This window comes from Pseudomonas wadenswilerensis (genome assembly GCF_024749185.1).
Classification (GTDB): domain Bacteria; phylum Pseudomonadota; class Gammaproteobacteria; order Pseudomonadales; family Pseudomonadaceae; genus Aquipseudomonas; species Aquipseudomonas wadenswilerensis.
Genome location: NZ_CP087191.1, coordinates 3,143,593 through 3,169,062 on the forward strand (window position 1 = coordinate 3,143,593; position 25,470 = coordinate 3,169,062).

Below are 25,470 nucleotides of genomic sequence, written 5' to 3' on the forward strand. Positions count from 1 at the left end.
CACAGTAATCGCTGGCAAGCCAGCTCCCACAATGATCAGCAAAAACCCTGTGGGAGCTGGCGTGCCAGCGATAGCGTGCTCAAGTTCGCTATTGGGCCAAGCCCTGCAACTGCTCAAGCTCCGCCACTGTCAAACTCACGCCGATCTTCGCCGACTGCTCACGCTCACGGAAACGGCGCTCGCCCGGCAGGCGCTGCAAGCCCACCGCCTGCATCTGCCGCACCAGGTCACGGCTGCGTTCGGCAAAGCGGTTGCCCACCGACCTGGCCGGGTCGATGACGATGATCAGTTGCCCGGTCCAGGGCGTCTTCGCCCCCGGGTGCTGCGACCAGTCGAACTCGAACGAGAAATTGCCGCCGGTCAGCGCCGCCGCCAGCAGTTCGACCATCATCGACAGCGCCGAGCCCTTGTGCCCGCCAAACGGCAGCAGCGCACCGCCGTCGAGAATCGCCTGCGGGTCGCGGGTCGGCTCGCCTTTGTTGTCGACGCCCATGCCTTCAGGCAGCAGTTCACCCTTGCGCGCGGCGATCTGCACATCGCCGTGAGCCATGGCGCTGGTGGCCATGTCGAAGACGATCGGGTCGCTGCCGGCGCACGGCGCGGCAAAGGCGATCGGGTTGGTGCCGAACAACGGTTGCTGGGCACCATGGGGCACCACGCAAGTCATGCTGTTGACCACGCTCAGGGCCACCAGGCCTTCATCGGCAAAGGGCTCGACGTCCGGCCACAAGGCGGCGAAATGGTGGGAGTTGTGGATCGCCAGCACGGCAATCCCGGCACTGCGAGCCTTCTCTACCAGCAGCGTTCGGGCTGCCGCCAGGGCCGGCTGGGCAAAACCGCCCTTGGCGTCGACGCGCACATAACCGCTGGCAACATCTTCGACTTCGGGTACGGCCTGGCCATTGACCCAATGGCTGGCCAGGGTCGAGACATAACCGGGAATACGGAACACACCGTGGCTGTGCGCGCCATCGCGCTGGGCGCTGGCGCAGTTGAAGGCCAGGACCCGGGCCACCGCTTCGCTGCAACCATGACGGACGAAAATGCGCTGCAACAAGGCCTGCAGGTCGGCAAAAGCAATCTGCGCGACAGCAGTGTCGGGACGTGCGGACATCTGAAGCTCCCTTATTGGATTTGGAGTGGGCGACAGCGATGGGCAATGGCCAGACTTTCCTCCAGTGACAGCAAACTGTCAAATATTGACTTGATGACAGAAAACATTCATTTTCTGATTCACCTGCCGCCGCCTTCGAGAATCGCCCTGTGAGCCAACCGATCAAACAGCGCCTGGAACACAGCCTGCACAACGCAGCAGCGTCCGGGCGCAAGATCGCCAGCCACATGCTCGCCAACCTCACCGACCTGCCCTTCGAAACCTCCGCAAGCCTTGCGGCAAAAATCGGCGTCAGCGAGTCGAGTGTCGGGCGCTTCTGCCGCTCGTTGGGTTACGAGCACCTCAAGGCCCTCAAACATGACCTCAAGGACGATCTGGGTGAAGGCCCGTGGCTGGTCGGTGATCGTCTGCAAGAATTTCGCCAGCAGCACGGCAAGGACGCCGCCGGCCTTGCGCGCAGCCTTGAACAGGAAGTTGGCGCGCTGGTGCGGGTTTACGAATACAGCCGCACCGCGGCGTGGGACACCGTCAGCCAGCGCCTGGCGCAGCGACGCAAGGTATTCGTCGCCGGCTTTCAGACCGAGCGCGGCATCGCCCAGTGCATGGCCCACCTGCTGCAATACCTGCGCGATGGCGTGCAGGTGGTCGATGGCAGTGCCGGGCATTTTGGCGAGGTACTGCTCAGCGCTCCGGCCGATTGCGCCCTGGTGGTGTTCGAGGCGCGCCGCTATTCCCGCCATGCCCTGACCCTGTGTCGCAAGGCGCATGCGGCAGGCATTCCGGTAACCCTGGTTACCGACACTTTTTGTGACTGGGCCGATGCCAACGCCAGTGAGGTGTTTCGCATCCCCACCGAATTCAATCTGTTCTGGGAGTCCACCGCGACGATGCTGTCGTGGGTACACCTGATGGTCAACGAGGTCTGCAAGAAGCTAGGACCGGATGTTGAAAAACGCTTGGAAGCAACTGCAGCTCTACACAACGAATTCGTTGGCTACACGTCAACGAGCAAACAATAGCAAGAGTGCAAACAACAACAGATCGAGGTGTGTCATGAAACCCGTTATCCGCTTCGCAGGGGCTTGCGCCCTGCTGCTCGCCGGCTCGACCATGGCCCAGGCCGAAACCCTGAAGATCGCCACCGAAGGCGCTTACCCTCCGTTCAACTACGTCGATTCAGACAACAAACTGCACGGCTTCGACGTCGACATCACCCACGCCCTGTGCGAGCAGATGAAGGTCGAATGCACCCTGGTGGCCCAGGACTGGGAAGGCATCATCCCGGCCTTGATGGCGAAGAAATACGACGCCGTGGTGGCGTCGATGATCAATACCGAAGAACGGCGCAAGAAGATCGCCTTCACCAACCACTACTACAAGACCCCGTTGTCGGTGGCCGTGGCCAAGGACAGCGAAATCACCGACGCGCAGACTGACTTCAAAGGCTACACGGTCGGCGCGCAGTCCTCCTCGACCCAGGCCATCTATGCCGAGGACGTCTACGGCAAGGCCGGCGCCGACGTCAAACTCTACCCGACCCTCGATGAAGCCAACGCCGACCTCGCCGCCGGGCGCCTGGACGGGGTGATTGCCGACAAGTTCCCGCTGACCGAATGGCTGGGCAAGGCCGGCAAGGACTGCTGCAAGATCCTTGGCGACGTCAACGGCACCAAGGCCGACGCCTCGATTGCCGTGCGCAAGGAAGATGAAGCCCTGCGCGAACGCCTGAACAAGGCCCTGGACGCAATCGTCGCCAACGGCACCTACCAGAAGATCGCCAGTCGTTACTTCGACTTCGATATCTACCAGTAAATCTCACGTCCTGTGAGGGACCTGTGGGCGCTGGCCTTGCCAGCGATGCAGACGCCGCGCACTGACTGACTGCGTGTCGATGCCATCGCCGGCAAGGCCGGCTCCCACGGGGCTGTGTGTCTGTCTTGCGAGAGGGTTTGAGCATGCTCGAACAACTGTCACTGCTTTCCTTCGCCAGCGGCGGCTGGGGCCAGGCTCTGCTGGCCGGCGCCCTGGTGACCATTTCCCTGGCCCTGGCCTGCCTGCCCATCGGCTTGCCGCTGGGCCTGGGCGTCGCGCTCGCCGCCCGTTCCTCCAAGCGCTTCCCGCGTGCTGCCGCCACGGTGTTCTCCACCGTGTTTCGTGGCCTGCCGGAGCTTCTGACCCTGCTGATCATCTATTACGGCTGCCAGATTGCCGCGCAGAAAATTCTTGCCGCCATGGGCTACGAAGGTGAAGTGCTGATCAACACCTTCCTGGCGGCGATGATCGCCTTCAGCCTGGTGTTTGCCGCGTTCTCCAGCGAGATCTGGCTGGCGGCGTTCAAGACTGTCGCCAAAGGCCAGTACGAAGCCTCGGCGGCGCTGGGCCTGAGCAAGGCCACTACCTTTCGCAAGGTGGTCTTTCCACAGCTGGTGCGCATCGCCCTGCCGGGCCTGTCGAACAACTGGCTGTCGCTGCTCAAGGACACTTCGCTGGTGTCGACCATCTCCCTGGTCGACCTGATGCGCCAGACCAACCTTGCGGTCAGCGTGACCAAGGAGCCGATGTTCTTCTACGGCGTTGCCTGCCTGGGTTATCTGCTGTTCTCGGCGTTGTCGGGCCGGGTGTTCAATTTCATCGAGCAGTACTTCAGCCGTCATCTGCGGGGGGCACGTACATGAGCTTCGATCAACTGCTGGCCCTGGTGCTCGACCCCGACCTGCTGGAACGCTACGGCCCGCGCTTTCTCGACGGCCTGCTGGTGACCGGCAAGCTGGTGGCACTGTCCTTCACCCTCGGCGCCCTGCTTGGCATGCTGCTGGCCCTGGCCAGGCTGTCGAACAACCTGGTGCTGCAACGCCTGAGCGCAGGTTACATCTACTTCTTCCGCGGCTCGCCGCTGCTCGCCCAGCTGTTCTTGCTGTACTACGGCCTGGGCTCGCTCAAGGGCTTCTGGCAGGACGTCGGTCTGTGGTGGTTCTTCCGGGATGCCTGGTACTGCACGGTGCTGGCCTTCACCCTCAACACCGCCGCTTACCAGGCCGAGATCTTCCGCGGCAGCCTGATGGCGGTCGCTCCCGGTCAGTACGAGGCAGCCAAGGCCCTCAGCCTGAAGCGCTCGACCACGTTCTTCAAGGTGATCCTGCCGCAATCACTGATCGTCGCCATCGGCCCGCTGGGCAACGAACTGATCCTGATGATCAAGGCCAGCGCCATCGCCTCGCTGGTGACCATCTACGACCTGATGGGGGTGACCAAGCTGGCGTTCTCGCGCAGTTTCGACTTCCAGATCTACCTGTGGGCCGCCGTGCTCTACCTGCTGATCGTCGAGATCGTGCGCCGCAGCCTCAAACACATAGAAGCCCGCCTGGGCCGCCACCTGCGCTGACCGCCTGCTTGTGAGGAACGTTCCAATGCATTGCCAAACCATTGTTCTGGGCGCCGGCATCGTCGGTGTCTCCACGGCCCTTCATCTGCAGGCACGCGGGCGCAAGGTGATCCTCATCGACCGCGAAGAGCCCGGCAGCGGCACCAGCCACGGCAACGCCGGGCTGATCGAGCGCTCCAGCGTCATCCCCTATGCCTTCCCCCATGATCTGTCGAGCCTGCTGCGCTATGGCCTGAACCGCCAGCCCGACGTGCGCTACAGTTTCACCCACTTGCCGAAGATCGGCCCGTGGCTGTTCAAGTACTGGAAAAACTCCTCGCCAGCGGGCCTGGCCGTGGCCACGCAGGCCATGCTGCCACTGGTGCAGCGTTGCGTCGAAGAACACGACGCGCTGATCGACGCGGCGGGCCTCGGCGAACTGGTCAAGGCCAACGGCTGGATCGAGGTGTACCGCAATGAGGACGCCTACCAAAAAGCCGTGGCCGACGCCCATGCGCTGCAAGCCTATGGCTTGAAGTACGAAATCCTCGATCGCCAGCAACTGCACGCGCGCGAAGTGGACCTCAGCGACAACGTGGTCGGCGGCATTCACTGGCTCGACCCCAAGACCGTCAGCAACCCCGGCGGCCTGACTCGCGGCTATGCGGCGCTGTTCGTCCAGCGTGGCGGCCAGTTCATCCACGGCGACGCCCGCACCCTGCGCCAGATCGGCAGCGAGTGGCAGGTCGACAGCCGCCAGGGGCCAATCACCGCACCCGAGGTGGTGGTCGCCCTCGGGCCACAGTCGGCCGAGCTGTTCAAGCCGCTGGGTTATCGCATTCCGCTGGAGATCAAGCGCGGTTATCACATGCACTACCGGGCGCGTGACGGCGCCGAACTCAAGCATTCGATCTGCGATGCCCAGGGCGGTTACGTGCTCGCGCCGATGGCCATGGGCATCCGCCTGACCACCGGCATCGAGTTCGCCGCCAGCACCGATGCTGCCAACCAGATCCAGCTGCAGCGCTGCGAAGCCTTGGCGCGCAAGGTCTTCCCGCTGGGTGAGCGGGTCGATGCCGAGCCCTGGCTGGGCCGCCGCCCGTGCCTGCCGGACATGCGCCCGGTGATCGGCCCGGCCGCTCGCCACAAAGGCCTGTGGTTCAACTTCGGCCATGCCCACCACGGCCTGACCCTGGGCCCGGTGACCGGCCGCCTGCTGGCAGAAATGATGACCGGCGAAACCCCATTCACCGATCCTGCGCCGTACCGCGCGGACCGCTTCAACTGATCGCGGGAGAATAACAACATGACCGCTTCACTGAGCCTTGCTAGCCCTTCCCCTGCCCCTCAGGTTGATCCACGCAAGATCGTGGTGACCATTGAGGGCCTGAACAAGCACTACGGCGCCTTCCATGTGCTGCGCGACATCAACCTCAACGTGCGTGAAGGCGAACGCATCGTCCTGTGCGGGCCTTCCGGGTCGGGTAAATCGACACTGATCCGCTGCATCAACCGCCTGGAAATTGCCGAACAGGGCAACATCCGTGTCAACGACACCGACCTTGCCCTGACCACTCGCCAGGCTGCCGACATGCGCAGCGAAATCGGCATGGTGTTCCAGCACTTCAACCTGTTCCCGCACATGAGCGTGCTCGACAACTGCACCCTGGCCCCCATGAGCGTACGCGGCCTGTCGCGCAAGGAAGCCGAAGATCGAGCGCGTTTCTACCTGAACAAGGTGGGGATCGAAAGCCAGGCCGGCAAATACCCCAGCCAGCTGTCCGGCGGCCAGCAGCAACGGGTGGCGATAGCCCGGGCGCTGTGCATGAAACCGAAGATCATGCTGTTCGACGAGCCGACCTCGGCGCTGGACCCGGAGATGGTCGCCGAAGTGCTGGATGTGCTGGTGAAACTGGCCGATACCGGCATGACCATGCTCTGCGTCACCCATGAAATGGGCTTTGCCCGCCAGGTGGCGGAACGGGTGCTGTTTCTCGATGGTGGGCAGATCATTGAAGACGCCAGCCCCGAGGCGTTCTTCAACAACCCGCAGAGTGCGCGGGCCAAAGGGTTTCTGGCGCAGATACTGCACTGAGGCCTTTGGGCAAGGCTTCGCCTTGCATCGCCGGCAAAGCCAGCTCCCACAAGTTCTGCGCAGCTCTCAAGGCCAGCGCCAATCCTGTGGGAGGCGGCCTTGCCGGCGATGGGCTGCGCAGCAGCCCTTGTTCATTGCCTGGCATATTAGTTATGTTATAACGCATAACTTAGCAATTCCACGCCAGCGACCTCACCCATGCCAACCGCCCCACCCGCCAACCAACGCCTGCTCTGCATCGACGCCCTGCGCGGCCTGGTCATTGTCTTCATGCTGCTCGACCACGTGCGCGAAACCTTCTTCCTGCACCGTCAGGTCAGCGACCCGATGGACGTCGCCAACACCGACCCCTGGCTGTTCCTCAGCCGCACCCTCGCCCACCTGTGCGCCCCGGTGTTCGTCCTGCTCACCGGCCTGTCGGCTTATCTGTATGGTGAAAAGCACCAGGGCAAGGCCACGCTCTCGGCCTTCCTGTTCAAGCGCGGACTGGTGCTGGTGCTACTGGAATTTACCCTGGTCAGCCTGGCCTGGACCCTGGAGCTGCCACCCAAGGTGATCTACCTGCAGGTGATCTGGGCCATCGGCCTGAGCATGATCGCCCTGGCCGGCCTGGTGTGGCTGCCGCGATCGCTGGTGCTGGTGCTCGGCGCGCTGATCGTCGCCGGGCACAACCTGCTCGATCCGCTGCACTTCGCTGCAGGTTCGGCGATGCACATCCCTTGGGCGATCTTGCATGACCGCGGCTGGATCGAAGTGTCGGACAGCTTGCGCCTGCGCACCTCGTACCCACTGCTGCCGTGGATCGGCGTAATTGCCTTGGGCTATGCCATGGGCCCCTGGTTTGCCAGGGGTGCGGACGCGCTGGCACGTCAGCGCAAATTGCTAGTCACCGGCCTGGGCGCCCTCGTCGGCTTTGTGCTGCTGCGCCTGCTAAACGGTTACGGCGAAGCGCAGTGGCAGGTCGGTGAAACCACGCTGCGCACCCTGATGAGCGTCTTCAACATCACCAAATACCCGCCGTCGCTACTGTTCCTGGCCCTGACCCTGGGCGTCGGCGTGTTGCTGCTGCGCAGGTTCGAGCACCTGCAAAGCAACCGCGCGATACAGGTGCTGAGCGTGTTCGGCGCAGCACCGATGTTCTTCTACCTGCTGCACCTGTACGTACTGAAGTTGCTGTACCTGATCGCCGTCGCCTGCTTTGGCCTGAACCAGGACAGTTACTTTGGTTTCGACGGGGTCTGGGCGATATGGCTGACGGCAATTGTCTTGAGCATTGCGCTCTATCCGTCGGTTTGCTGGTTCGCCAGGCTCAAGGCCCGGCGCCGGGATATCGGCTGGCTCAAATACTTCTGAGCCAAGGCGTGCCCCTGCAAGCAGGGGCAGCCCCGTCACCGCTTACTGGGTATGCATTTTCGACTTTATAAAACCGGCAATGAAGGTCAGCACCGCGCCGCCGACACCGCCGCTGACGATACTGCTGATCAGCGCCGGCAGATCGAGTGAACCGCCCGCCGCCACTGCAGCGCCGGGTTCACCGGTCAAGGCCGCGAGTATCTGCCCGACGATCACCCCGCCAACCCCACCGAAAATCGAGTTGAGTAACGGGCCCATGCTCTGCTTGCTCATACCGGCTGCGTTGCCGCCCACCACACCGGCAACAATCTGAATGATCAGACTGACAATATCCATGATCCAACCCCTTTGTAGCGTTATGAATTGACGACTCGCGTCCGGCTACTACAGAAAGTCACGACCACGGGAACAGAGGCGCCTGGCTCCGGTCAACGACGGCACGCTGTTGCGGATGGGCACAGTATAGGTAGCAAGCGGCCAGCGCGCCAAAACGGCGCTCAGGGCTTGATGTTCTTCAGGCTATTGAGCAGCCCCAGCAGTGCTTGCAGTTTGTCTTCGCCGAACTGTTCGAGGATGCGCTGGTAGTTGTGCTCCATGTCTTCGCTCATGTCGACGAAGCATTGCTGGCCCTGTTCGGTCAGGCCTACGAACACCCGGCGCTGGTCCTGGGTCGACTTCTTGCGCCGCACCAGGCCATCGCGTTCCAGACGCGCCAGCACGCCGGTCATGCTCGGCTTGAGGATGCAGGCCTGCTCGGCCAGTTGATGGCTTTCCAGTTCGCCTTGCTGGCGCAGGATGCGGATTACCCGCCATTGTTGTTCGGTCAGGCCATGGGCATTGAGCGAGGGGCGGAAGAAGGCCATGGCGGCTTCGCGGGCTTGCAACAGGGTCAGGGTCAGGGACGGTCTTGGAGTGGGCATGGTTCAGGCTGGTAGTCATCGGTGACAGCCAGCTTAAGAGAAACTGCGCGATGCAGCAAAGCTGCACGGGCGCTGCTTCGGCCATACACCGGACGCTTGTTAAATATAATTAACTGGCCGTAGCAGGCGCCACACCGGTTACCGGGGCCTGCAGCCAATAATTGCATTCAGGCAATCTCAAGCTTCGCCCGTGCAATCTGAAGTCGTTTGACATATTAAACGGCTCTGGCAAGCTATATGACAGGTTTCGACCGGATACAGCCCCTTGCTTGGCGTACCGGCAGTGCTCGAAACCTCAGGCAGCGCAAAGGTTTCAGCGGCGCGCCTGCACAATAATGACAGGCTGCGCCTGTCCCAAGGTGACATATGCCCAACAGCAACATTGGCAATAAGAATCAAACCTCTCGCAAACCCGTCGTGCTGATGACCATGGGCTCCCAGGAGCGCAAAGGCCACGACTATCAGGTAATGACCCACAAATACATCGTACCGCTGGTTGAACACGCCGGTTGCGTACCTGTGCTGGTGCCGACCTGCTGCGGTACAGACGACCTCGAAGCCTACCTGGACATGGCTGACGGTGTTTACCTGACCGGCGCCGGCAGCAACATCGACCCGGCCCTTTATGGCCAGGAGAATGAAACCCCAGGCAAGGCCCAGGACCGTGACCGCGACCTGTTCGACCTGCCGCTGGTGCAACTGGCCATCGCCCGTGGCCTGCCGATCTTCGGCATCTGCCGTGGCATGCAGGAAATCAACGTGGCCCTGGGTGGTGACATCTACCAGAAGGTCTACGCCGAGCCAGGCTTCAACGACCACCGGGAAAACCCGGACGATCCGGTCGACGTGCAGTACAGCGCTGTTCACAGCGTCAAACTGGAGCAAGGCAGCTGGCTGCAAAAGCTGCTGCAGAGCGATGAAATCCGCGTCAACTCGCTGCACGGCCAGGGCCTGAAAAACCTCGGCGAAGGCATCGAACCCCTGGCCCGCGCCGAAGACGGCCTGGTCGAAGCCATCCATGCCCCGAGCCTGTCGCCTTTCCTCTTCGCGGTGCAATGGCACCCGGAATGGCAAGCGGCGAAAAACCCGGACTCGGTGAAGATGTTCCAGGCCTTTGGTGAAGCCTGCCGCAAGCAGGCTGCCAAGGGTCAGGCGGTGAAGAAGCTGGGTACGGCTGCCTGATTGCAATCGCGGGGCAAGCCCGCTCCTACACTGTAGGAGCGGGCTTGACCCGTGATAAACCCAGACTTAACTCCCCAAGCCCCAGCGCTCCCCCTTCGCCTCACCAGTCCCCTTGAACCCGCCCTTGCCATCCGAGCGCCAGCCGCTGCCTTCATTGGCACCGGTACCGATGTAGCCACCCCGGCCATCCGGCTCCAGGCCCCGTCCTTTGTTCCTGCCGGTGCCTTCATAGCCGCCGTTGCCATCCGGCTTGTAACCGCGTTCGGTATACAACCCGGTGCCCTCGTAACCGCCCCTGCCGTCGGCCTGCCAGCCACCGCCGAATGCTTCGCGGCTGCCGGAATAGCGCGTGCTGTCATCTGGCTTGTAGTGTTCGCCATAGTTACTGCCGGTACCTTCGTAGCCGCCTTGGCCGTCGTCCCTGAAGCCGCTGCCGCGATTACTCCCGGTACCGCTCAGGCCACCCCTGCCGTCAGGCTCGTAACCGCTGCCCCAGTTGCGCCCGATGCCCTTGAGCGAGCCGTCCGCCTGCATCTCGTAATCGCCACCGGCATTGCTGCCGGTGCCCTTGAAGCCGCCGCGCCCATCCGGCTCGTAGCCACTGCCAAGGCTCACGCCAGCGCCAACATAACCACCTGCCGCAAACACAGCAGTGCCCAGGCCGAGCACGACTGCGCCCAGCAACGATTGCATGACTTTCTTCATGGGGTATTCCAGATCCTGTGGAATCGAGAGGTGCCGACTGGCGGCACACTCTAAAGACCGCCGCCGCGGAAAAGATTCCAAGGATGCTGGCAATTTGATACAGGAGCTTATTTCAAGATACTTCGACGCCCGGCCCTTGCAGCCGCGGTGCCCAGTCCTCGACTTCGGCCTTTTCCAGACGCCGCGAAAGCGTCCGGCGCCAGGAGGCAGCCAACGGCAGTTCCAGGCACTGGCGAATGACCTCAAGGTCGACCTGCTTGTCGAAGAGCACTGACGACAAGCGTGCCACCGACCACTGCGGATGCGGCCGCTCGATCAGCGCGATGCTCATACCGGCGGCCAGCACGCCCTCCTCCAACACCCGGTAGTACCAGCCGGTGCGGCCGCTTTGCTGCACCCGCAGCGACATGTCGTTCACGCCAAAGCGGTCATTGAGCTTCCAGCACGGCATGCGCCCCTGGGAGATTTCCAGCAGGGCGCTGCCAGCGCGAAAACGGTCGCCCAGGCAGACGGTCTGTTCGGTCCAGCCAAAAGTGCTGAGGTTTTCGCCGAAAGCACCCGGTGCTTGCAGCAGCGGATGCTCGCCCAACTCCGCAGCCCAGACGGCATAGTGCTCACGCGGATAGTGGTGGATGGCCTTTTCGATCCCGCCATGCACCCGCAGGTCGCCCTGCTCGTCGCCGGCCAGGCCCAACACGGTCACGGCCACCTCGCCGTCGCGCGGGGTCTTGGCGATGGCGCTGGCTGAACCCGGGCGGGTGAAGGGCACGGCACGGCCGGTCAATACGCTTTGCAGTTGTAGTTGCAGTCCCAGCATGGGCGATTCATTCCTCTACGGATTTGGCCAGCTCAAACACGTCCGGCGGCCTCAACGCAGCGAGCGTATCGGATAAATACGCTACCGACAAAGCGCATCATCGAGCCCATGGCAGAGAGCAACGGATTCGCTATGCTGCAAGGCATGAACGCCACCCTGCCCACCCGCACCCCCTGCCCGCCCGACGCCTGCGATTGCGGCCGCGAGACGCTGCAGGACCCGCGCATCCTGCTGCTGACCCGCCAGGAAGAAAAGCGCCTGCTCGAACGCCTGGAAAACCTGCAGAGCCTGGCGGACCTGGAGCACATGCAACGACGCTTGTATGAGCAGTTGGGCATTCGCGTGCAGATCACCCCGAGCTTCAATGAAGTGCGGACCATGCGTGGCATCAATATTCAAATCGAGGACCTGCCGGGCTTGTGTCGCAAGACCCGGCAGAATATTCCGGCGGCGATCCGGCGGGCGCTGGAGAAGCAACCGGAGATTGCCTACCGGCTGCTCGATGCCCATGACCTGTTGCGCGATGCCTGACACAGCAGCGCGGCAAGCTGACTGCGACCTAAATATCCCGGCCGATAAAACGGTCCGGATCCTCCGCCGCCACCCGCCGCCACTTCAGCAAGCGCCCGTCGATCGCCGCCAACCCCAGGGCAATCAGCCCCATACCGATAAAGTGCCTGGTCTCCAGACGCTCCCCCAGCACCAGCACGCCGAGCACGATGGCACTGAGCGGAATCAGGAAGGTCACCAGCATCAGGTTGGTCGCCCCGGCCGTGGCCAGGATACGAAAGAACACCACATAGGCCAGCGCGGTGGAAAGCAACACCAAACCGGCCACCGCCGCCCAGGTTGTCAGGCTTGGCGCGGCCAGCTTCCAGGGTAGGTCGATCAGCAACGCCAGCGGCACCAACAAGACGGCCGACGCACTGATCTGTCCGGCGGCAGTGATCAGCGGCGCCACCCCCATGACCTTGAAGCGCCGCCCGTAAACCCCGGCCACGGCGTATGACAAGGCCGCCGCCAACACTGCCAGTTGTGCCCACAGGTTGCCGTCCAGGCCGGACCAAGCCGCCGAGCCAATCATGATCGCCACTCCGACAAAGCCCAGCGCAACACCGGCCAGCTTGTTGACGCTGATGTTTTCGTCCTCGGTCAGCAGGTGCGCAACGATCACCGCAAACAGCGGCGTGGTGGCATTGAGGATCGAGGCCAGGCCGCTGCCGATGCGGGCCTGGCCCCAGACGATCAGGCAGAATGGCAGCAGGTTGTTGAGCAGCCCCATGGCCAAAAACGCCCGCCAGATCCGCCACTCTCGCGGCATGTACAGCCCCAGCAGCCGTACCAGCGCAAGCAGTACCAGCGCCGCCAGCCCCACGCGCAGCATCACCAGGGTGAAAGGCGGCAGTTCCTTCACGGCAATACCATTGAAGAAGAACGAACCACCCCACAGTAGCGACAGGGCAATCAACAGGCCCCACTCCCTCAGGCTCATGACTTTGTTCATCGTGGCTAACTCCTCAAACGGGCGATCGAGATTGAGCTCTGCTAAGGTCAGTTGGCAGCCTCTGGAGCCCTTCAATGCCAGTATTCATGGGCACCAGCACCACGACAAACGAGCATTTTTCGCCAGATGATTGAGGTGAACTAAAGCATCATGACCCTCCCCTCACTCAGCGCCTTGCGCGCCTTCGAAGCCGCCGCCCGGCATGTCAGTATCAGCCTTGCCGCCCGCGAGTTGTGCGTCACCCCCGGTGCGGTCAGCCTGCAGATCAAGGAACTGGAAGCGGCCCTGGGCGTGCAGTTGTTCGTCCGCCGCCCGCGCAGCCTCAGCCTCACCCCGGAGGGCGAGGACTACTTCGCGACCCTGCGCAGCGCCTTTCGCATGATTCGTGAGGCCACCAGTGCCCTCACTGCTCGCGCCAGACAACAGGTACTGACGCTCAGTTGCACACCCGGGTTTGCCGTACAGTGGCTGCTGCCACGGCTAGGCGGTTGCGAGGCGCAGCAGAGCGGTGTCGATGTACGCATCAGCGCCTGCAAGCGCCTGGTGGATTTCGCCCGCGACGGCATCGACCTGGCGGTGCGTCATGGCTATGGCCGCTATGACGGGCTGGTCGCCGAACGCTTGCTGGATGACGATCTGGTGCCGGTGTGCAGCCCGCACTTGCGCAACATCCACGCCCTGCACCAACCCGGCGACCTTGCCAGCGTGCACCTGCTGCACGATGAGCACCGCCACGACTGGCGGATGTGGCTGGATGCAGCCGGGGCGCCACAGGTGGAGGCCAGTGGCGGTACCTTGTTCGTAGACAGCAACGGCGCGATTGAAGCGGCCAAGGCGGGGCTGGGCGTGGCGCTGGTGCGCCGCGGCTTTGTCCAGCGGGAGCTGGATGAAGGCATGCTGGTGACGCCCTTTGCACAGGGCATCGCCAGTGAGCTGGCGTATTACCTGGTGTACCCGGCGACGGCACTGGAACGGCCGCAGGTGGCCGGGTTTCGTCAGTGGTTGCTGGCTTGTCGCTAGCAGGGATTGCTTTGCAGCCCATCGCCGGGCAAGTCGGTCTTACCAGTTATAGGTCAGGTCAGTGGTAATGGTCCGCCCTTCGCCGTAGTAGCAATCCACGTCACTGGTGCAACGGCTGACATACACCTTGTCTTCCAGGTTCTGCAGGTTGACCTGCAACTTCACCCCTTTCAGGCGCAATGGCGACTGCTGCAAGTCGTAGGAGACCATGCCGTCGTACACGGTGTAGGACGGGATGCTGAAGTGGCCATCGGCAAAATCGGTGCCGTCACTGCCGCGCACATAACGTGCACCCAACCCCATGCCCAGGCCGGCAATCGGGGTATCACCGGTGAAGTGATAGTCCAGCCACAGCGATGCGGTCATCGGCGGGGTGCCCGACGGATGACGACCTTCACGGCCATCGTTGTCCTTGGTGTAAACCACGTCGTTGCGCGATACCGAAGCGATCAGGCCCAGGTTATCGGTGAGGTTGGCCTTGCCTTCAAGCTCGACGCCGCGCGAGCGCAGTTCGCCGACCTGGCTGTTGAAGCCGGGGTTGCCGACGTCGGCGGTGAGGATGTTCTGCTGGTTGATCTCGTACACCGACAACTGAATGAAGCTGTCCTGGCCAGGCGGTTGGTACTTGATACCCGCCTCGACCTGCTTGCCGGTGGACGGCTCGAACGCCTTGCCCGCGTAGTCGGCGCCGCTCAGCGGCAGGAACGACTCGGAGTAGCTGACATAAGGCGTCACGCCATTGTCGAAGGCATAGCCAAGCCCCGCGCGGCCGGTGAACTTCTCGTCCTTGACGGTGGTATGGGTGCCAGCGATCGGCTCCTTGTTATCGGCCTCGGCCCAGTCGTAGCGGCCACCGAGGGTCAGGAACCAGTTGTCCCACTTGAGCTGATCCTGCACGTACAGGCCGGTCTGATTGATGGTGCGGTCCCATTTGAACGGCTGGCCGAAGTTCATTGGCTTGCCGTACACCGGGTTGTACAGGTCGATGACCGGCGGATTGCGGTCGTACAGGCCGAGGAATTTGGAGTTGGAGTGGTAGTAATCAACGCCGATCAACAGGGTGTGGGCGACGTCGAAAGTGTTGAACTTGGCCTGGGCCATGTTATCGATGCCAAACACCTTGTTGCGCTGGGCCCAGTCGACCCCGTAGCGGGTCATCGCGCTCTGGTCGTCGGCCCCGGTGACCGGGTTGGGCACGAAGGCGTAGCCGTGCAGCGGCGCCCGGTATTTGTCATCGACGTAGGCGTAGCGGGTGTTCTGCTTGAGGGTCCAGACGTCGTCCAGCTCATGACTGACTTCATAGCCAAAGGTGTACTGCTCGCGATCGTAGGAGTTGACCCCCGGCTCGCCGATGAATCGGCTGCGCTTGATCCGCCCATTGGGGCTGGCAAACACCGTGCCCACCGCCGGCAGGCCCTGGGCTTCCGGCACGCCGTTGTCGCGCTGGTAGTGGCCGTAAACGGTCAGGCGCGTCTGCTCGTTGGGGTTCCAGGTCAGGCTCGGGGCGATCATGTAGCGCTGCTGTTCGACGTAGTCGGCCTCGCCGTTCTTGTCCAGGCCCATGCCGGTCACGCGGTACTGGTACTCGCCCTGGTCATCCACCGGGCCGGCAAAATCGAACGCGCCGTAACGCCGGTCCTGGCTGCCGCCACCGAGTTTGACTTCATGCAGCGGCGTCGCGGTCGGGCGCTTGGAGACCATGTTGATCAGGCCACCTGGCTGGTTCTGGCCATAGAGCACCGAGGCCGGGCCCTTCATCACCTCGATACGTTCCAGCGCGTACGGATCGATCTGCAGCGCACCGCCAGTACTGCCGCCGCCATAAGGCAGGTGCAGGCCGTCCAGGTACAGCGGCGTCGGGCTGAAGCCGCGGGAGGTCGGCTCGTCGAAGATCCCGACCCGGTCGGAGAAACCACCACCGGTGATACCCGGGGTGTAGCGCAGGGCCTGGGTGACCGTCTGCGAGCCAAGCGCCTTGATTTCATCCTGGGTGATGACGTTGATGGTCTGCGGCACTTCCAGCACTGAGGTGTCGGTCTTGGTCGCAGTGCCGGTGCGCTTGGCCACATAGCCCTGGACCGGCCCCCAGGCCTCTTCGCCGGCGTTGGAAACGATCTGGGTCAGGCCCAGTTCCAGCGCCCCGCTCTGCTCGGCCGGCACCAGGTTCCAGGTGCCGCCGGCGGTGATGTTGAGGTTGAGACCGCTGCCATTGAGGGCCTGGGTCGCCGCTTGCTCGGGAGTGAACTGACCGCTGACCGCTGCCGAGCGCTTGCCCTGCAACAGTGCCGGCTTGACCGACAGCACCCGGCCGGACTGGCGGGCAATGTGGCTCAAGGCTTCGCCCAGGTCCCCGGCCGGGATATCAAAACGCTGGCTGGCGCTGACGCTGCTGTCGGTTTGCGCCTGCGCGTACAGCGGCGCACTGCTGCCCAGGGCGATGGCAAGGGCCAGCAGGCTGGGGCGGATCATGGAGTCGGGCATGGAGGTGTTGGCTCGTTCGAGGTTGTTGTCCATAACGAGGACACGCCAGTGACCGAATCCCCTCAGCGAAATCGTAATTATTTTTATTCAGATCACATCGATACGGGTCAGCCAGCCGCCAAAGCTGTCGACCCGGATCGGCAGGGTCTCGGCCAGGGAGCGCAAGGTGCGCTCGCTGTCATCCAGCGGGAAGCTGCCATAGACGCGTACCTGCGCGGCCTGCGGGCTGATGCGCAACAGCCCGGCGCGGTACGGGCGCAAGGCCTCGATCAGCTCGCCCAGAGGCTCGTCGCGGACATCGATGCGGCCATCGGCCCAGCTCGCCCGGGTGCGCAGTGAGGCCGCCACAGGCTGGCTGCCGTGGCCATCAAAGCGGAAGGCCTGGCCCTCTTCCACACGCTGGGCTGGCGCGCTGCCGCTGCTGAGCATGACGCTGTGCTGTTGCACCGAAACCAGGCTCTGGCGCTCTTCCAGGCGCACGCTAAAGCGCGTGCCCAGGGCTTGCACCTGGCCTTCGCGGGTAGCGACGATAAAGGGCCGGCCCGGCTCTGCGGCCACATCGGCTTGCAGCTCACCGTCGCGCAGCAGCACCAGCCGCTGCCCGGCGCTGAAACGCACATCCACCGCGCTGCGCGCGTTCAGGCACAGGCGCGAACCATCGGCCAGGGTGAAGGTACGCCGTTCACCGGTGCCGGTGCGCAGGTCGGCAAGCAAATCGCCCAGCGGCGCCACCCGATTACCAATTGCCCCGGCGCCCAGCCCCAGCAACAACATTGCCAGACCGCCGCCCAGTGCCTTGCGCCGCGACGGCGAAGGCAAGGCACGCAAACTGCGGCTGGCCATGGCCAGCTGGCCGGGGTTGCGCTGTTCGGCTTGCTGCAGATCGGCCAGGGGGTCGCCGAGCAAGGCATTGACCCGCTGCCAAGCGGCCTGATGGCCAGGAGACTGTTCGAGCCAGCTGTTGAACGCCACCAGCAACGGGCTGCCGGCAGCAACATTCTCCAGCTTGAGCAGCCAGTCCACTGCTTCGTGGGTGGCGCGGTCCAGTTGTGTGTTGCTCATTCCGGCCTCGCGCTCAGGCAATGCACGAAGGCCCGGCGCAGGTCGCGCTCGACCGTGGCCAGCGACACCCCCAGATGCTCGGCAATGCTCGGCTGGCTCATGCCTTCGAGGCGATGCAGGATAAAGGCGTGACGCACCCGCACCGGCAGGCCATCGAGCACGCGGTCGATTTCGGCCAGCGCTTCACGCACCAGCACCACGTCTTCGGCCGAGGGCATGCAGTGTTCGGGCAGGCACGCCAGCTCGTCGAGGTAGGCCTGCTCCAGCGCACGACGCCGAAACAAGTTGCTCAGCAGGCGGCGGGCGACGGTGGCGAGAAAGGCGCGGGGTTCTTCAAGGGCGGGCAAGGCGCTGCTGGTCATGGCCCGGACAAAGGTGTCCTGGGCCAGGTCCGCTGCATCGTGCGGGCAGTTCAGCCGGCGGTACAGCCAGGCGCGCAACCAGCGATGATGGTCGCTATAGAGGTGGGCGACGATAGCCTTGGAGTCGACAGAGCTCGGCACGAGGGTGATCACACATTAATGGTAATTACTCTCATTATCATGATGCGTGGGAAATTTCACAATCCCCTTTTCGCGGGGCAAGTCGGATCGCCGCACCGCCGCTCCTACAGATCTTGCCCCGCCACCACGGTCGCCAGCTTCTGTGGCTGAACGACGCGTTTAAACGCCGCCTTGACTTGCGCAGGCGTCACCGCCTCAAGCTGTTGGCGCCAGGTCACCAGGGTATCGTCCGGCAAGCCGTTCAAGGCGATCTGCGCAACATGCTCAAGCAGGCGGTGGCGGCTGGTGCCGGCAAAAAGCTCGAGTAGCCGCGCCTTGGCCTCAGCCAGTTCCTCGGCGCTCGGGCCCTCGCTGACAAAGCGCGTCAACGCCTGATGGGCCGCCTTCTGTGCCTGCTCCTGATGCCCGGCAGGGACTTCCAGCGAGATCACGAAGGCCCCGGCCTGTTGGCCCATGGCGAAGTAGCTGGCCGATTCCCAGCTGACATCGCCGCCAAGCTCAGCGCCCACGGCCCGATTGAGCCGCGTCGGCCAGTGCTCGCCACCGAGAATGTCGCTGCCCAGCAGCAACGGGAAAAAGTCCGGGTCGCTGCGTGGCACTGCCGGCTGGCCGATCTGTATCCAGATCGTACCCTGCTGCGGTTCCAGTTGCTCGCGGCTGGCCTGGCTCAACGCCTGCACTTTGGGCAGCGCTGGCAACGCGGTGCAATCACCGTTCGGCAAGCGCCCAAGCACTGCATTGGCCACGGCATCGGCCTGAGCCCGGTCAAGATTGCCGACCAGGCTGACCGTGGCCCGGCATGGCAGCATCATTGCACGGTAATGCGTGCGCAAATCTTCCATGCGGGTGCGCTCGACCATGGCCGGGGTCAGGGCATAGCCGAACGGTAGCGCGTACTCGTCCAGGTCGATCTGCTTGTTGCGCTGCAGCCCCGGGCGGGTCAGTTCGCGGCCATAGGGATGGTCGCCATACACCGCCTGGGCAAAGCGCTGCCCTACCCCGGCAAAACGCCGGGTGGTTTCGCCGTTGACCTGGCGAATGTAATACGGCTTGGCCCGGAACCAGATGCTGCCGGCAAAGGCCGGTTCGGCAATCTGCCGACCGAGCAACGCCGTGGCCTCGGCCTGGCGCTGGGCACTGGTGTCGGTGATCTTCAGGATGTAGCTGAAGCGGTCGGCATCGACCTGGGTATTCAGTTCACTGTCCAGGCGCATCCAGGCCATTCGCAGCGCGTTGCCGTTCAGCTCCGGGGCATCGCCCTGGGCATGGATACCTTCCACCGCAAGCGCTGCGCCAAGCACCGCCAGGCCCGGTTGGTCCAGTGGGTCGCGGCGGCTGCCGGCATCGAAGTCAACCTGGATCTGCAGGTCGCTGGCCTGGCTTTGAGGCAACAGGTAGACCCGCGCGCCGCTGGGCTGGGTCCAGTGTTGAATGGCCAGGTTGTCGGCAGCCAGGGCCGGGGCCATTGCGCTCAATCCAAACGCGCAGGTGAAGAGTCGTTCCATCAGGGTCATAGCGGTTACTCAAAAGGCCAAGGCGCGGACGCTACGCACTTGGCCGCGGCAGATCAAGCCCTGGCGCACTGGCTGACACTGGCGCCGGCAGGCTTTATGCTCGAACCCCATTTTGCCTATGCCATGCACCTTGAGAGGGGGAACCGATGCCAGCCCTGAGCGCCCGTGAGGTTTGCCAGCAACTGCGTGATGCCGCCCTGGGCGTTCGTCCGTTGCGGCGTGTCGGCACTGAAGTCGACATCGACGGTTGGCGCCTGAGCCTGGATTTCGACGGTACCCACCTGCACCATTGCCTCAAGTGCTGCAGCAGTGACGGCCGTGAGGGCACGCTGGACCGTTGGCAATGGGGCACCGATCCGGTGAGTTTGCTCAGCACCTGGGAGCTGGCGCAGGTCGAGCGCTTGTTGCGCGGGGCTACTGCGTAGCCCATCGCCGGCAAGGCCGGCTCCCACAGGGTTGGTGCAGGGCCTGTAGGAGCTGGCTTGCAGCAATGAGGCCTTACAACAACTGGCGCTTGACCGCCTCGTCCAGCGTGCTTTGGGTCAACTGGCGGACCAGTTCGCGGGTGTCCTGCTGGAACGGAATCCCGACGATCAGCACCAGGTGCATCCAGGTGCGTACCGACTCGCTTTTGCTGATGCGCCCCAGCTCCTTGCCGTCCTTGTCCTTGAACACCGTGTCGAGGGTAAAGGTGTTGCGCGCTGTCGACGGGATGATGAAGAAGGTCGCCCCGGTAATGATCGCCGACGCCACGCTGTACTGCTCATGGTTGGTCAGGGTCGATTCGGCGTAGATATCCGCCGCGACTTTCTCGGTGCTCACCCGGGCGAAGCGCCCGGACTGATTGTAGGTCTCGACCAGCGCTTTCTCCCAGGCTTCGGCCGGCCCGCCGGCGGTGGCATTGGGCTGGCCGCGATTGACCTGGTACTGGGCGGTGGTACGTACGTAGGCGGTCGGCTTAACCGCCTGCGCTTGTGCCTGTGGCGGCCAGCTCTGGACCGGCGCCAATTCGTGTTGCGAGTAAGAGACGCAGCCAGTCAGCAGCACAGCGCCGAGCAGCAGGTTGGCCTTGATGATACGCAGCATGGGAATCTTCCTGGAAATTACTGTTTGGCCAGTTTCAGCGTGGCGTCGTCAAGCAGCTTGGCAACCACTTCGTTGAGTTGCGGCGCACCCAGGGTCGGGGCCCAGTATTCGCGGCGGTAGAGGCCGACATTGCGCTCGAGCTTGAGCGCCTGGCGGGAGCTGGCCAGGGTCTTGCCGTTGCGATCCTCGATCACCAGGTCACCGGCGACGTCGAAGCTGTCGACATAGATCGGGCCGTTGACCCAGATCCACACGGTCAGGGTCAGCAAGGCCCCCGGCACGTAGCCTGGATGTGGCCCGCGATGGCCCTTGAGCGAGGTCATGTTGAACTTGAGCATCACGTCCTGCTCATCCAGGCGGGTCGGGTATTCACTGACCTGCTTGAAATACTTGCCGGCCTCGACGTACTGGTCGAGCTGCGCGGTCAGCGAGCGGCTGATGGCCTTGCGCGTGGCCTCGTCGATACCCGGTGCGGTGACCGCCACATCGGCCACTTGCGCCGTGCGCGGGCTGGTGCTGGCGGCAGGATGTTGCGGGGCGCCCAATGGGCCGGTGACGTTGTAGGACACGCAGCCAGTCATCGACAGGGTGGCGATGATAGCGGTGGCCTGGAGCAGCTTTCTCAACACGGGATGTCCTTATTTTTGAGCGGAGGGCCAGAGTGCTTCGGCGCAAGATGGCGAAACTTGAGCGCGGCATGCACCGAAGCTGATGTGCTGGCTGCACCGGCCTCATCTTGGCACCAGCCCTGGCCTTAGAAGCTCCAGCGCGTGGTCAGCATGAAGTTGCGCGGATCGCCGTACAGGTTGCCGCCGTAGCCGGTATTGCCGGCAATGCTCTGGTAGTACTTCTTGTCGAACACGTTGTTGAGGTTCAAGCGCACATCGAGGTGCTCGGAAGCCTGGTAGTTGAGCATCAGATCGACCAGGGTATAGGCCTCCTGCTCGATACGGTAACGGCTCTCGGTGGCATAGAAATTGTTGCCCTTGTTGTAGATCTGGTTCTGCCGGTACAGGCCGCCACCGACCTTCCAGCGTTGCAGTTCACCCGGCAGTTGATAGGTGGTGAAGGCCTTGAACACATGCCGGGGAATGTCAGTATCGAACAGGCGTCCCTCGTTGGCCGGGTTGCTGTCCTTGACGTATTTGACCTGGGCAAAGGTATAGCCCGCGCCCAACTCCCAGCCCGGCAGAACGGTGCCGTTGAGCTCAAGTTCGATCCCTTCGCTGCGCAATTTGCCGGCAGCCTCCGCGCAACTGGGCACCAGCGCCGAGCACTCATCGAGCTCAAGCGTCTTGGCGCGGTTTTGCTGGTCGATGCGAAACACTGCGGCACTGGCATTCAAGCTGCCGTCGAAGTACTCGCCCTTGATCCCGAGCTCATAGTTCTTGCCCTCCATCGGCTCGATCGCGGCGCCCGCCGCGTCCAGTTCCGACTGCGGCTTGAAGATGTCGGTGTAGCTGGCGTATAGCGAATGGTGCACATCCAGGTCATAGATGATGCCGGCGTAACGCGTGACATGGCGCGTCACCGAGTAGTCGCTGCCGGTTGGCGCGCGGCTGCCGTTGCGGGTGCTGGTGTCGTTGTCGTACCAGTCCAGGCGCCCGCCGAGGATCAGCTTCAGGTCATCGGCCAGGTTGAAGCGGGTGGTCAGGTAGGCGCCGGTCTGCGAGGTCTCGCGGTCCTGATGCCAGTAGCTCAGGTCCAGCTCGCGCTTGGGCAGCGAGCCCGGGTCCCAGTTGTAGATATCCATACCGATTGCGTCGTCGCTGTAGTTGCCCTTGCCTTCGAAGGTCAGCTCACGCCGGCTGGCCCCGACCACCAGTTCATGGGTCCGCCCGAGCAACTGGAAAGGCCCCGATGCGTAGGCGTCGTAACTGCTCTGCTCATCGTCATAGTGGTACTGGCCCAGGTACTGACCGAACACCTCGCCCCCGTCGCCCATGCGTTCGGTCATGGTGCCCAGCATCTTCAGGTCCGACCAGGTGCGGCTGGCGGCCAACAGCAGTTTCCAGTCGTTGTCGAAGCGGTAATCCAGGCGGCTGAACACCGTGGTGTTGTCCTGGTCCCAGTACTCCCAGTCATTGCCCAGGTAGGTCTTGCGCGACAAATGCAGGTCGCTGCCATCGATGGCCGTTGGCAAGCCGCCCCAGGTCGCGGTGTTGTTGACACGCTGGTTGGAGACGCCGAGGGTCAGGGTGCTGTTGTCGCTGAGGTCGGCTTCGCCAATGGCGTAGAACACCGAACGCTCGCTGTCGGTGACATCCTGAAAGCTGTTGCGCGTCTGGTACGCCGTGACCACCCGCCCGCGCAAGGTGGCGTTGTCGTTGAGTGGCCCGGAAGCATCCACTTCGCTGCGGTAGTTGTCCCAGCTACCGGCGCTGGCGGTGATGCTCACGCGCGGGTCCGCGGTCGGGCGCTTGCGCACCATGTTGATGGCCGCCGACGGCGTACCCGCCCCCTGCATCAACCCGGTGGCGCCGCGCACCACTTCGACGTGGTCGTAGATGGCCATGTCCGGCGCCGAGTTCATGTCCCGCGACAGGTAATGCGACAGGTCGTTGGACAGCCCGTCGTTCATCAGGTTTTCCACGGTAAAGCCACGCGCGTAGAACGTCGGGCGCTGCGGGCCATCCTTGGTCATGGACATGCCCGGGGTGCTCTTGAGCACATCTTCAAGGCTGCGCAGGTTCTGGTCGTCCATGCGCTGACGGGTGATCACCGTCACTGACTGCGGCGTCTCGCGGATAGTCAGCGGCAGTTTGGTCGCCGTCTGCATCGGCCCGGTGGTGTAGGAACCACTGTCTTCGGTGATGCTTCCCAGCATCTGTCCATTGATACTGGTGGCGCCCAGTTCCAATGCCCCATTGGCGGCGGGCACCTCGACCAGCACATAGCCATCGCTGCTCGCCTGTGCCTGCAATGCATGGCCCCGCAGGACCTGGGCGAACCCTTCCTGCACCGCGTAACTGCCCTGCAGACCGGCACTGGCAAGGCCTGCCACTTGCCCGGCATTGAACGAGATGGCCAGGCCGCTCTCGCGGGCAAAGCGGCTCAGCACGTCACCCAAAGGGCCGCCAGGAATGTCGTAGCGTTTTATCTGCTGCTGGGCCTGTAGCGGCTGGGCTGCCAGCAGAGGCACGGCGCCAAGGGCGAAATGGACCGCCAGGGTCAACGCACGGCAGGGCTTGAATGGCTTGGGTGAAAACATGTTCCCGACTCTCCGATGTATTGGGCTAATACAAGGACGCTCGGGTAACAAGAACTGGAAGCGCTTGATAATAATTTTTATTCGAGTCTGACACGGGTCAGCCAAGGCGTGTAGTGCTCCACCCGGATCGGGAAACTGCGCGCCAGCAGGCGCAAGGCCCGCTCACTGTCGTCGGCAGGCAGCACCGCAGTGACGTTCAGGTGCGCCAGGGCCTTGGCGTCGAACAGCAGGTAGCCCTGATGATTGCGGGCCAGGCGCTCCAGCACCTCGCTCAAGGGTTGTTCGCGCACCAGCATCTGCTGCCTGGCCCATGCCTGCTCCAGGCCCGAGGCATCCACTGCCTGCAGCGCCTGCATGCCCGCGGCACTGAACTGCACCTGCTGCCCGGCACTCACCGTCTGGGTGCTGGCGCCGCTGCGCACTTCGGTGCTCGACTCGATCATCACCAGGCGCGTGCTATCGCCCAGGCGCTCCACTACGAAGCGCGTGCCCAGCGCGCGAATACTGCCGTGCTCGGTGACCACCTTGAATGGCCGAGTGGCGTCCTTGGCCACTTCCACGAGGATCTCGCCACTGACCAGGCGCAAGGTGCGGGTCTGTGCATCGAACTGCAGGTCGACCGCCGAACGGCCATCCAGGCTGATGCGGCTGCCGTCCGGCAATTGCTCGCTGCGCCACTGGCCAGTGCCCGTGCGCAGATCGGCCATCAGGTAGGCTGGCGGATAATGCTGGAGCAACGCCGTGGCCGGCAACAACAGTGCCAGGCCGACGGCCAGCGCCTTGAGTGCGTGCTTGCCGGGGCTTGCTGCCGTCACCCGCTGCAAGGCAGCGCGGGCCGGGGCACGAGGCAGCTGGCGCAGCGACGCGAGGCTACCTTGCAAGCGTTGCACGGCGTCCAGGTGTTCGTCGGATTCAGCCAACCAGGCGCCGAACGCCTGCTGGTCGGCAGCGCTCGGCTCATCGTCCAGGCGCACCAACCATTCGGCAGCCTCGCGCAATACCGCGGCGCTGGGTGACGGGCTCATCGTGCCGACTCGCTGGCGGCGTGACACTGCAACAGAGCCTGGACCAGATCGTTCTGCACGGTTTTGCTCGAGACCTGAAAGCGCTCGGCGATTTGCGCATGGCTCAGGCCTTCCAGGTGACGCAGGATGAACACCTGACGTACGCGAGAGCTCATCTGTTCCAGGGCACGGGCAATGTGTTCAAGGGCATTTACCGCCGCCAGCAGTTGTTCGGGGGATGGGGCCTGGTCGAGGTGCTCGACGTACCGGGCAAGTTCTTCACGGTAAGCTTGTTCGAGCTTTTGCCGACGGCTGCGGTCGACCAGCAGCCGTCGCGCCACCGTGGCCAGAAACGCCCGTGGCTCGCGCGGCGCCACGTAGGCACCCGCACTGAGCAGGCGCACGAAGGTGTCCTGCGCCAGGTCGGCGGCATTGTGCGGACAGTCCAGGCGTCGCCGCAGCCACCCCAGCAACCAGCCGTGATAGCCCTTGTACAAGGTGTCGAGACTGTCAGCAGGAGGAGGCACGTTCATTGGCG

Annotated in this window: 26 protein-coding genes; 11 read left to right on the forward strand and 15 right to left on the reverse strand. The window is 63.4% G+C overall.

Translation table 11 applies throughout. The features are described 5' to 3' along the window. Positions 1 to 88 precede the first annotated feature (88 nt). Entirely contained in the window at positions 89 to 1,114 is a 1,026-nt protein-coding gene (locus LOY45_RS14355) for an Ldh family oxidoreductase (protein ID WP_258577876.1), read from the reverse strand. A 149-nt stretch (positions 1,115 to 1,263) separates the two neighbouring features. Between LOY45_RS14355 and LOY45_RS14360 the strand changes: the two genes are divergently transcribed. From LOY45_RS14360 to LOY45_RS14390, 7 genes are all read left to right on the forward strand, one after another. Then, entirely contained in the window at positions 1,264 to 2,133 is an 870-nt protein-coding gene (locus LOY45_RS14360) for a MurR/RpiR family transcriptional regulator (RefSeq protein WP_115086815.1), read from the forward strand. Between the two features lie 34 nt (positions 2,134 to 2,167). Then, positions 2,168 to 2,926: a transporter substrate-binding domain-containing protein gene (locus tag LOY45_RS14365; RefSeq protein ID WP_010222010.1), complete on the forward strand. Its 759-nt coding sequence runs from the start codon at positions 2,168 to 2,170 to the stop codon at positions 2,924 to 2,926. A 143-nt stretch (positions 2,927 to 3,069) separates the two neighbouring features. Continuing rightward, positions 3,070 to 3,789, forward strand: a complete 720-nt coding sequence (locus LOY45_RS14370) for an ABC transporter permease (protein WP_115086816.1) — start codon at positions 3,070 to 3,072, stop codon at positions 3,787 to 3,789. Then, on the forward strand, positions 3,786 to 4,496 hold the full coding sequence (locus LOY45_RS14375) for an ABC transporter permease (RefSeq protein ID WP_258577877.1): 711 nt from the start codon (positions 3,786 to 3,788) through the stop codon (positions 4,494 to 4,496). The genes LOY45_RS14370 and LOY45_RS14375 overlap by 4 nt, the downstream gene beginning before the upstream one ends. Positions 4,497 to 4,521: 25 nt before the next feature. Next, positions 4,522 to 5,763: an NAD(P)/FAD-dependent oxidoreductase gene (locus LOY45_RS14380; protein ID WP_258577878.1), complete on the forward strand. Its 1,242-nt coding sequence runs from the start codon at positions 4,522 to 4,524 to the stop codon at positions 5,761 to 5,763. Between the two features lie 18 nt (positions 5,764 to 5,781). Next, positions 5,782 to 6,570: an amino acid ABC transporter ATP-binding protein gene (locus LOY45_RS14385; RefSeq protein WP_276542954.1), complete on the forward strand. Its 789-nt coding sequence runs from the start codon at positions 5,782 to 5,784 to the stop codon at positions 6,568 to 6,570. Positions 6,571 to 6,768: 198 nt separating this feature from the next. Beyond that, positions 6,769 to 7,923 carry an acetyltransferase domain-containing protein gene (locus LOY45_RS14390; protein WP_258577879.1) on the forward strand — a complete coding sequence of 385 codons (1,155 nt, stop codon included), beginning with the start codon at positions 6,769 to 6,771 and terminating at the stop codon, positions 7,921 to 7,923. A gap of 42 nt (positions 7,924 to 7,965) precedes the next feature. Here LOY45_RS14390 and LOY45_RS14395 read toward each other — a convergent pair whose 3' ends face one another. Both LOY45_RS14395 and hpaR read right to left on the reverse strand, forming a co-directional pair. Next, complete coding sequence (locus LOY45_RS14395; protein WP_258577880.1) at positions 7,966 to 8,259, reverse strand: hypothetical protein; 294 nt, start codon at positions 8,257 to 8,259, stop codon at positions 7,966 to 7,968. Between the two features lie 161 nt (positions 8,260 to 8,420). Next, positions 8,421 to 8,843, reverse strand: coding sequence for a homoprotocatechuate degradation operon regulator HpaR (gene hpaR / locus LOY45_RS14400; RefSeq protein ID WP_010222002.1), 423 nt, complete (start codon positions 8,841 to 8,843; stop codon positions 8,421 to 8,423). Positions 8,844 to 9,209: 366 nt separating this feature from the next. On the opposite strand from hpaR, the gene LOY45_RS14405 reads away from it, so the two are divergent. Further along, positions 9,210 to 10,025 carry a gamma-glutamyl-gamma-aminobutyrate hydrolase family protein gene (locus tag LOY45_RS14405; RefSeq protein ID WP_115086822.1) on the forward strand — a complete coding sequence of 272 codons (816 nt, stop codon included), beginning with the start codon at positions 9,210 to 9,212 and terminating at the stop codon, positions 10,023 to 10,025. 66 nt (positions 10,026 to 10,091) lie between these two features. On the opposite strand, the gene LOY45_RS14410 is transcribed toward LOY45_RS14405, so the two are convergent. Next, the gene (locus LOY45_RS14410) at positions 10,092 to 10,730 is read right to left on the reverse strand and encodes a hypothetical protein (protein ID WP_258577881.1); all 639 of its coding nucleotides are present in this window, start codon (positions 10,728 to 10,730) and stop codon (positions 10,092 to 10,094) included. A gap of 112 nt (positions 10,731 to 10,842) precedes the next feature. Continuing rightward, positions 10,843 to 11,547 (reverse strand): MOSC domain-containing protein, encoded by a 705-nt coding sequence (locus tag LOY45_RS14415; protein ID WP_258577882.1) that lies wholly within the window; start codon positions 11,545 to 11,547, stop codon positions 10,843 to 10,845. A 144-nt stretch (positions 11,548 to 11,691) separates the two neighbouring features. Here LOY45_RS14415 and LOY45_RS14420 point away from each other — a divergent pair, with 144 nt between their 5' ends. Then, positions 11,692 to 12,078 (forward strand): hypothetical protein, encoded by a 387-nt coding sequence (locus tag LOY45_RS14420; protein WP_258579310.1) that lies wholly within the window; start codon positions 11,692 to 11,694, stop codon positions 12,076 to 12,078. Between the two features lie 28 nt (positions 12,079 to 12,106). On the opposite strand, the gene LOY45_RS14425 is transcribed toward LOY45_RS14420, so the two are convergent. Next, on the reverse strand, positions 12,107 to 13,051 hold the full coding sequence (locus LOY45_RS14425; RefSeq protein ID WP_258577883.1) for a DMT family transporter: 945 nt from the start codon (positions 13,049 to 13,051) through the stop codon (positions 12,107 to 12,109). Positions 13,052 to 13,201: 150 nt separating this feature from the next. Between LOY45_RS14425 and gcvA the strand changes: the two genes are divergently transcribed. After that, on the forward strand, positions 13,202 to 14,071 hold the full coding sequence (gene gcvA / locus LOY45_RS14430) for a transcriptional regulator GcvA (protein WP_258577884.1): 870 nt from the start codon (positions 13,202 to 13,204) through the stop codon (positions 14,069 to 14,071). A 39-nt stretch (positions 14,072 to 14,110) separates the two neighbouring features. Here the strand turns inward: gcvA and LOY45_RS14435 are convergent, their stop codons facing one another. The 4 genes from LOY45_RS14435 to LOY45_RS14450 form a co-directional block, all read right to left on the reverse strand. Next, positions 14,111 to 16,585 carry a TonB-dependent siderophore receptor gene (locus LOY45_RS14435; protein ID WP_415842489.1) on the reverse strand — a complete coding sequence of 825 codons (2,475 nt, stop codon included), beginning with the start codon at positions 16,583 to 16,585 and terminating at the stop codon, positions 14,111 to 14,113. A 54-nt stretch (positions 16,586 to 16,639) separates the two neighbouring features. Continuing rightward, positions 16,640 to 17,614 carry a FecR family protein gene (locus LOY45_RS14440; RefSeq protein ID WP_258577885.1) on the reverse strand — a complete coding sequence of 325 codons (975 nt, stop codon included), beginning with the start codon at positions 17,612 to 17,614 and terminating at the stop codon, positions 16,640 to 16,642. Then, complete coding sequence (locus LOY45_RS14445; protein WP_134065087.1) at positions 17,611 to 18,117, reverse strand: sigma-70 family RNA polymerase sigma factor; 507 nt, start codon at positions 18,115 to 18,117, stop codon at positions 17,611 to 17,613. The genes LOY45_RS14440 and LOY45_RS14445 overlap by 4 nt, the downstream gene beginning before the upstream one ends. Before the next feature lie 104 nt (positions 18,118 to 18,221). Next, complete coding sequence (locus LOY45_RS14450; protein ID WP_258577886.1) at positions 18,222 to 19,583, reverse strand: M16 family metallopeptidase; 1,362 nt, start codon at positions 19,581 to 19,583, stop codon at positions 18,222 to 18,224. 194 nt (positions 19,584 to 19,777) lie between these two features. Here LOY45_RS14450 and LOY45_RS14455 point away from each other — a divergent pair, with 194 nt between their 5' ends. Continuing rightward, positions 19,778 to 20,056, forward strand: coding sequence for a DUF7693 family protein (locus LOY45_RS14455; RefSeq protein ID WP_115086827.1), 279 nt, complete (start codon positions 19,778 to 19,780; stop codon positions 20,054 to 20,056). Positions 20,057 to 20,129: 73 nt separating this feature from the next. Here the strand turns inward: LOY45_RS14455 and LOY45_RS14460 are convergent, their stop codons facing one another. The 5 genes from LOY45_RS14460 to LOY45_RS14480 form a co-directional block, all read right to left on the reverse strand. Beyond that, positions 20,130 to 20,717: a hypothetical protein gene (locus LOY45_RS14460; RefSeq protein ID WP_115086828.1), complete on the reverse strand. Its 588-nt coding sequence runs from the start codon at positions 20,715 to 20,717 to the stop codon at positions 20,130 to 20,132. Between the two features lie 17 nt (positions 20,718 to 20,734). Next, positions 20,735 to 21,346, reverse strand: a complete 612-nt coding sequence (locus LOY45_RS14465) for a hypothetical protein (protein WP_115086829.1) — start codon at positions 21,344 to 21,346, stop codon at positions 20,735 to 20,737. Between the two features lie 125 nt (positions 21,347 to 21,471). Next, the gene (locus LOY45_RS14470) at positions 21,472 to 23,928 is read right to left on the reverse strand and encodes a TonB-dependent siderophore receptor (RefSeq protein ID WP_258577887.1); all 2,457 of its coding nucleotides are present in this window, start codon (positions 23,926 to 23,928) and stop codon (positions 21,472 to 21,474) included. A gap of 77 nt (positions 23,929 to 24,005) precedes the next feature. After that, complete coding sequence (locus LOY45_RS14475) at positions 24,006 to 24,953, reverse strand: FecR family protein (protein WP_258577888.1); 948 nt, start codon at positions 24,951 to 24,953, stop codon at positions 24,006 to 24,008. Continuing rightward, positions 24,950 to 25,465, reverse strand: a complete 516-nt coding sequence (locus LOY45_RS14480) for a sigma-70 family RNA polymerase sigma factor (protein WP_166675755.1) — start codon at positions 25,463 to 25,465, stop codon at positions 24,950 to 24,952. The genes LOY45_RS14475 and LOY45_RS14480 overlap by 4 nt, the downstream gene beginning before the upstream one ends. Positions 25,466 to 25,470: the final 5 nt, after the last annotated feature.

Bases quoted from the DNA above. Each gene is read 5' to 3' on its own strand.
- LOY45_RS14355 (WP_258577876.1), bottom strand. From the start codon at position 1,114: ATGTCCGCACGTCCCGACACTGCTGTCGCGCAGATTGCTTTTGCCGAC.
- LOY45_RS14365 (WP_010222010.1), top strand. From the start codon at position 2,168: ATGAAACCCGTTATCCGCTTCGCAGGGGCTTGCGCCCTGCTGCTCGCC.
- LOY45_RS14370 (WP_115086816.1), top strand. From the start codon at position 3,070: ATGCTCGAACAACTGTCACTGCTTTCCTTCGCCAGCGGCGGCTGGGGC.
- LOY45_RS14375 (WP_258577877.1), top strand. From the start codon at position 3,786: ATGAGCTTCGATCAACTGCTGGCCCTGGTGCTCGACCCCGACCTGCTG.
- LOY45_RS14380 (WP_258577878.1), top strand. From the start codon at position 4,522: ATGCATTGCCAAACCATTGTTCTGGGCGCCGGCATCGTCGGTGTCTCC.
- LOY45_RS14385 (WP_276542954.1), top strand. From the start codon at position 5,782: ATGACCGCTTCACTGAGCCTTGCTAGCCCTTCCCCTGCCCCTCAGGTT.
- LOY45_RS14390 (WP_258577879.1), top strand. From the start codon at position 6,769: ATGCCAACCGCCCCACCCGCCAACCAACGCCTGCTCTGCATCGACGCC.
- LOY45_RS14395 (WP_258577880.1), bottom strand. From the start codon at position 8,259: ATGGATATTGTCAGTCTGATCATTCAGATTGTTGCCGGTGTGGTGGGC.
- hpaR (WP_010222002.1), bottom strand. From the start codon at position 8,843: ATGCCCACTCCAAGACCGTCCCTGACCCTGACCCTGTTGCAAGCCCGC.
- LOY45_RS14405 (WP_115086822.1), top strand. From the start codon at position 9,210: ATGCCCAACAGCAACATTGGCAATAAGAATCAAACCTCTCGCAAACCC.
- LOY45_RS14410 (WP_258577881.1), bottom strand. From the start codon at position 10,730: ATGAAGAAAGTCATGCAATCGTTGCTGGGCGCAGTCGTGCTCGGCCTG.
- LOY45_RS14415 (WP_258577882.1), bottom strand. From the start codon at position 11,547: ATGCTGGGACTGCAACTACAACTGCAAAGCGTATTGACCGGCCGTGCC.
- LOY45_RS14420 (WP_258579310.1), top strand. From the start codon at position 11,692: ATGAACGCCACCCTGCCCACCCGCACCCCCTGCCCGCCCGACGCCTGC.
- LOY45_RS14425 (WP_258577883.1), bottom strand. From the start codon at position 13,051: ATGAACAAAGTCATGAGCCTGAGGGAGTGGGGCCTGTTGATTGCCCTG.
- gcvA (WP_258577884.1), top strand. From the start codon at position 13,202: ATGACCCTCCCCTCACTCAGCGCCTTGCGCGCCTTCGAAGCCGCCGCC.
- LOY45_RS14435 (WP_415842489.1), bottom strand. From the start codon at position 16,585: ATGGACAACAACCTCGAACGAGCCAACACCTCCATGCCCGACTCCATG.
- LOY45_RS14440 (WP_258577885.1), bottom strand. From the start codon at position 17,614: ATGAGCAACACACAACTGGACCGCGCCACCCACGAAGCAGTGGACTGG.
- LOY45_RS14450 (WP_258577886.1), bottom strand. From the start codon at position 19,583: ATGGCCCCGGCCCTGGCTGCCGACAACCTGGCCATTCAACACTGGACC.
- LOY45_RS14455 (WP_115086827.1), top strand. From the start codon at position 19,778: ATGCCAGCCCTGAGCGCCCGTGAGGTTTGCCAGCAACTGCGTGATGCC.
- LOY45_RS14460 (WP_115086828.1), bottom strand. From the start codon at position 20,717: ATGCTGCGTATCATCAAGGCCAACCTGCTGCTCGGCGCTGTGCTGCTG.
- LOY45_RS14470 (WP_258577887.1), bottom strand. From the start codon at position 23,928: ATGTTTTCACCCAAGCCATTCAAGCCCTGCCGTGCGTTGACCCTGGCG.
- LOY45_RS14475 (WP_258577888.1), bottom strand. From the start codon at position 24,953: ATGAGCCCGTCACCCAGCGCCGCGGTATTGCGCGAGGCTGCCGAATGG.
- LOY45_RS14480 (WP_166675755.1), bottom strand. From the start codon at position 25,465: ATGAACGTGCCTCCTCCTGCTGACAGTCTCGACACCTTGTACAAGGGC.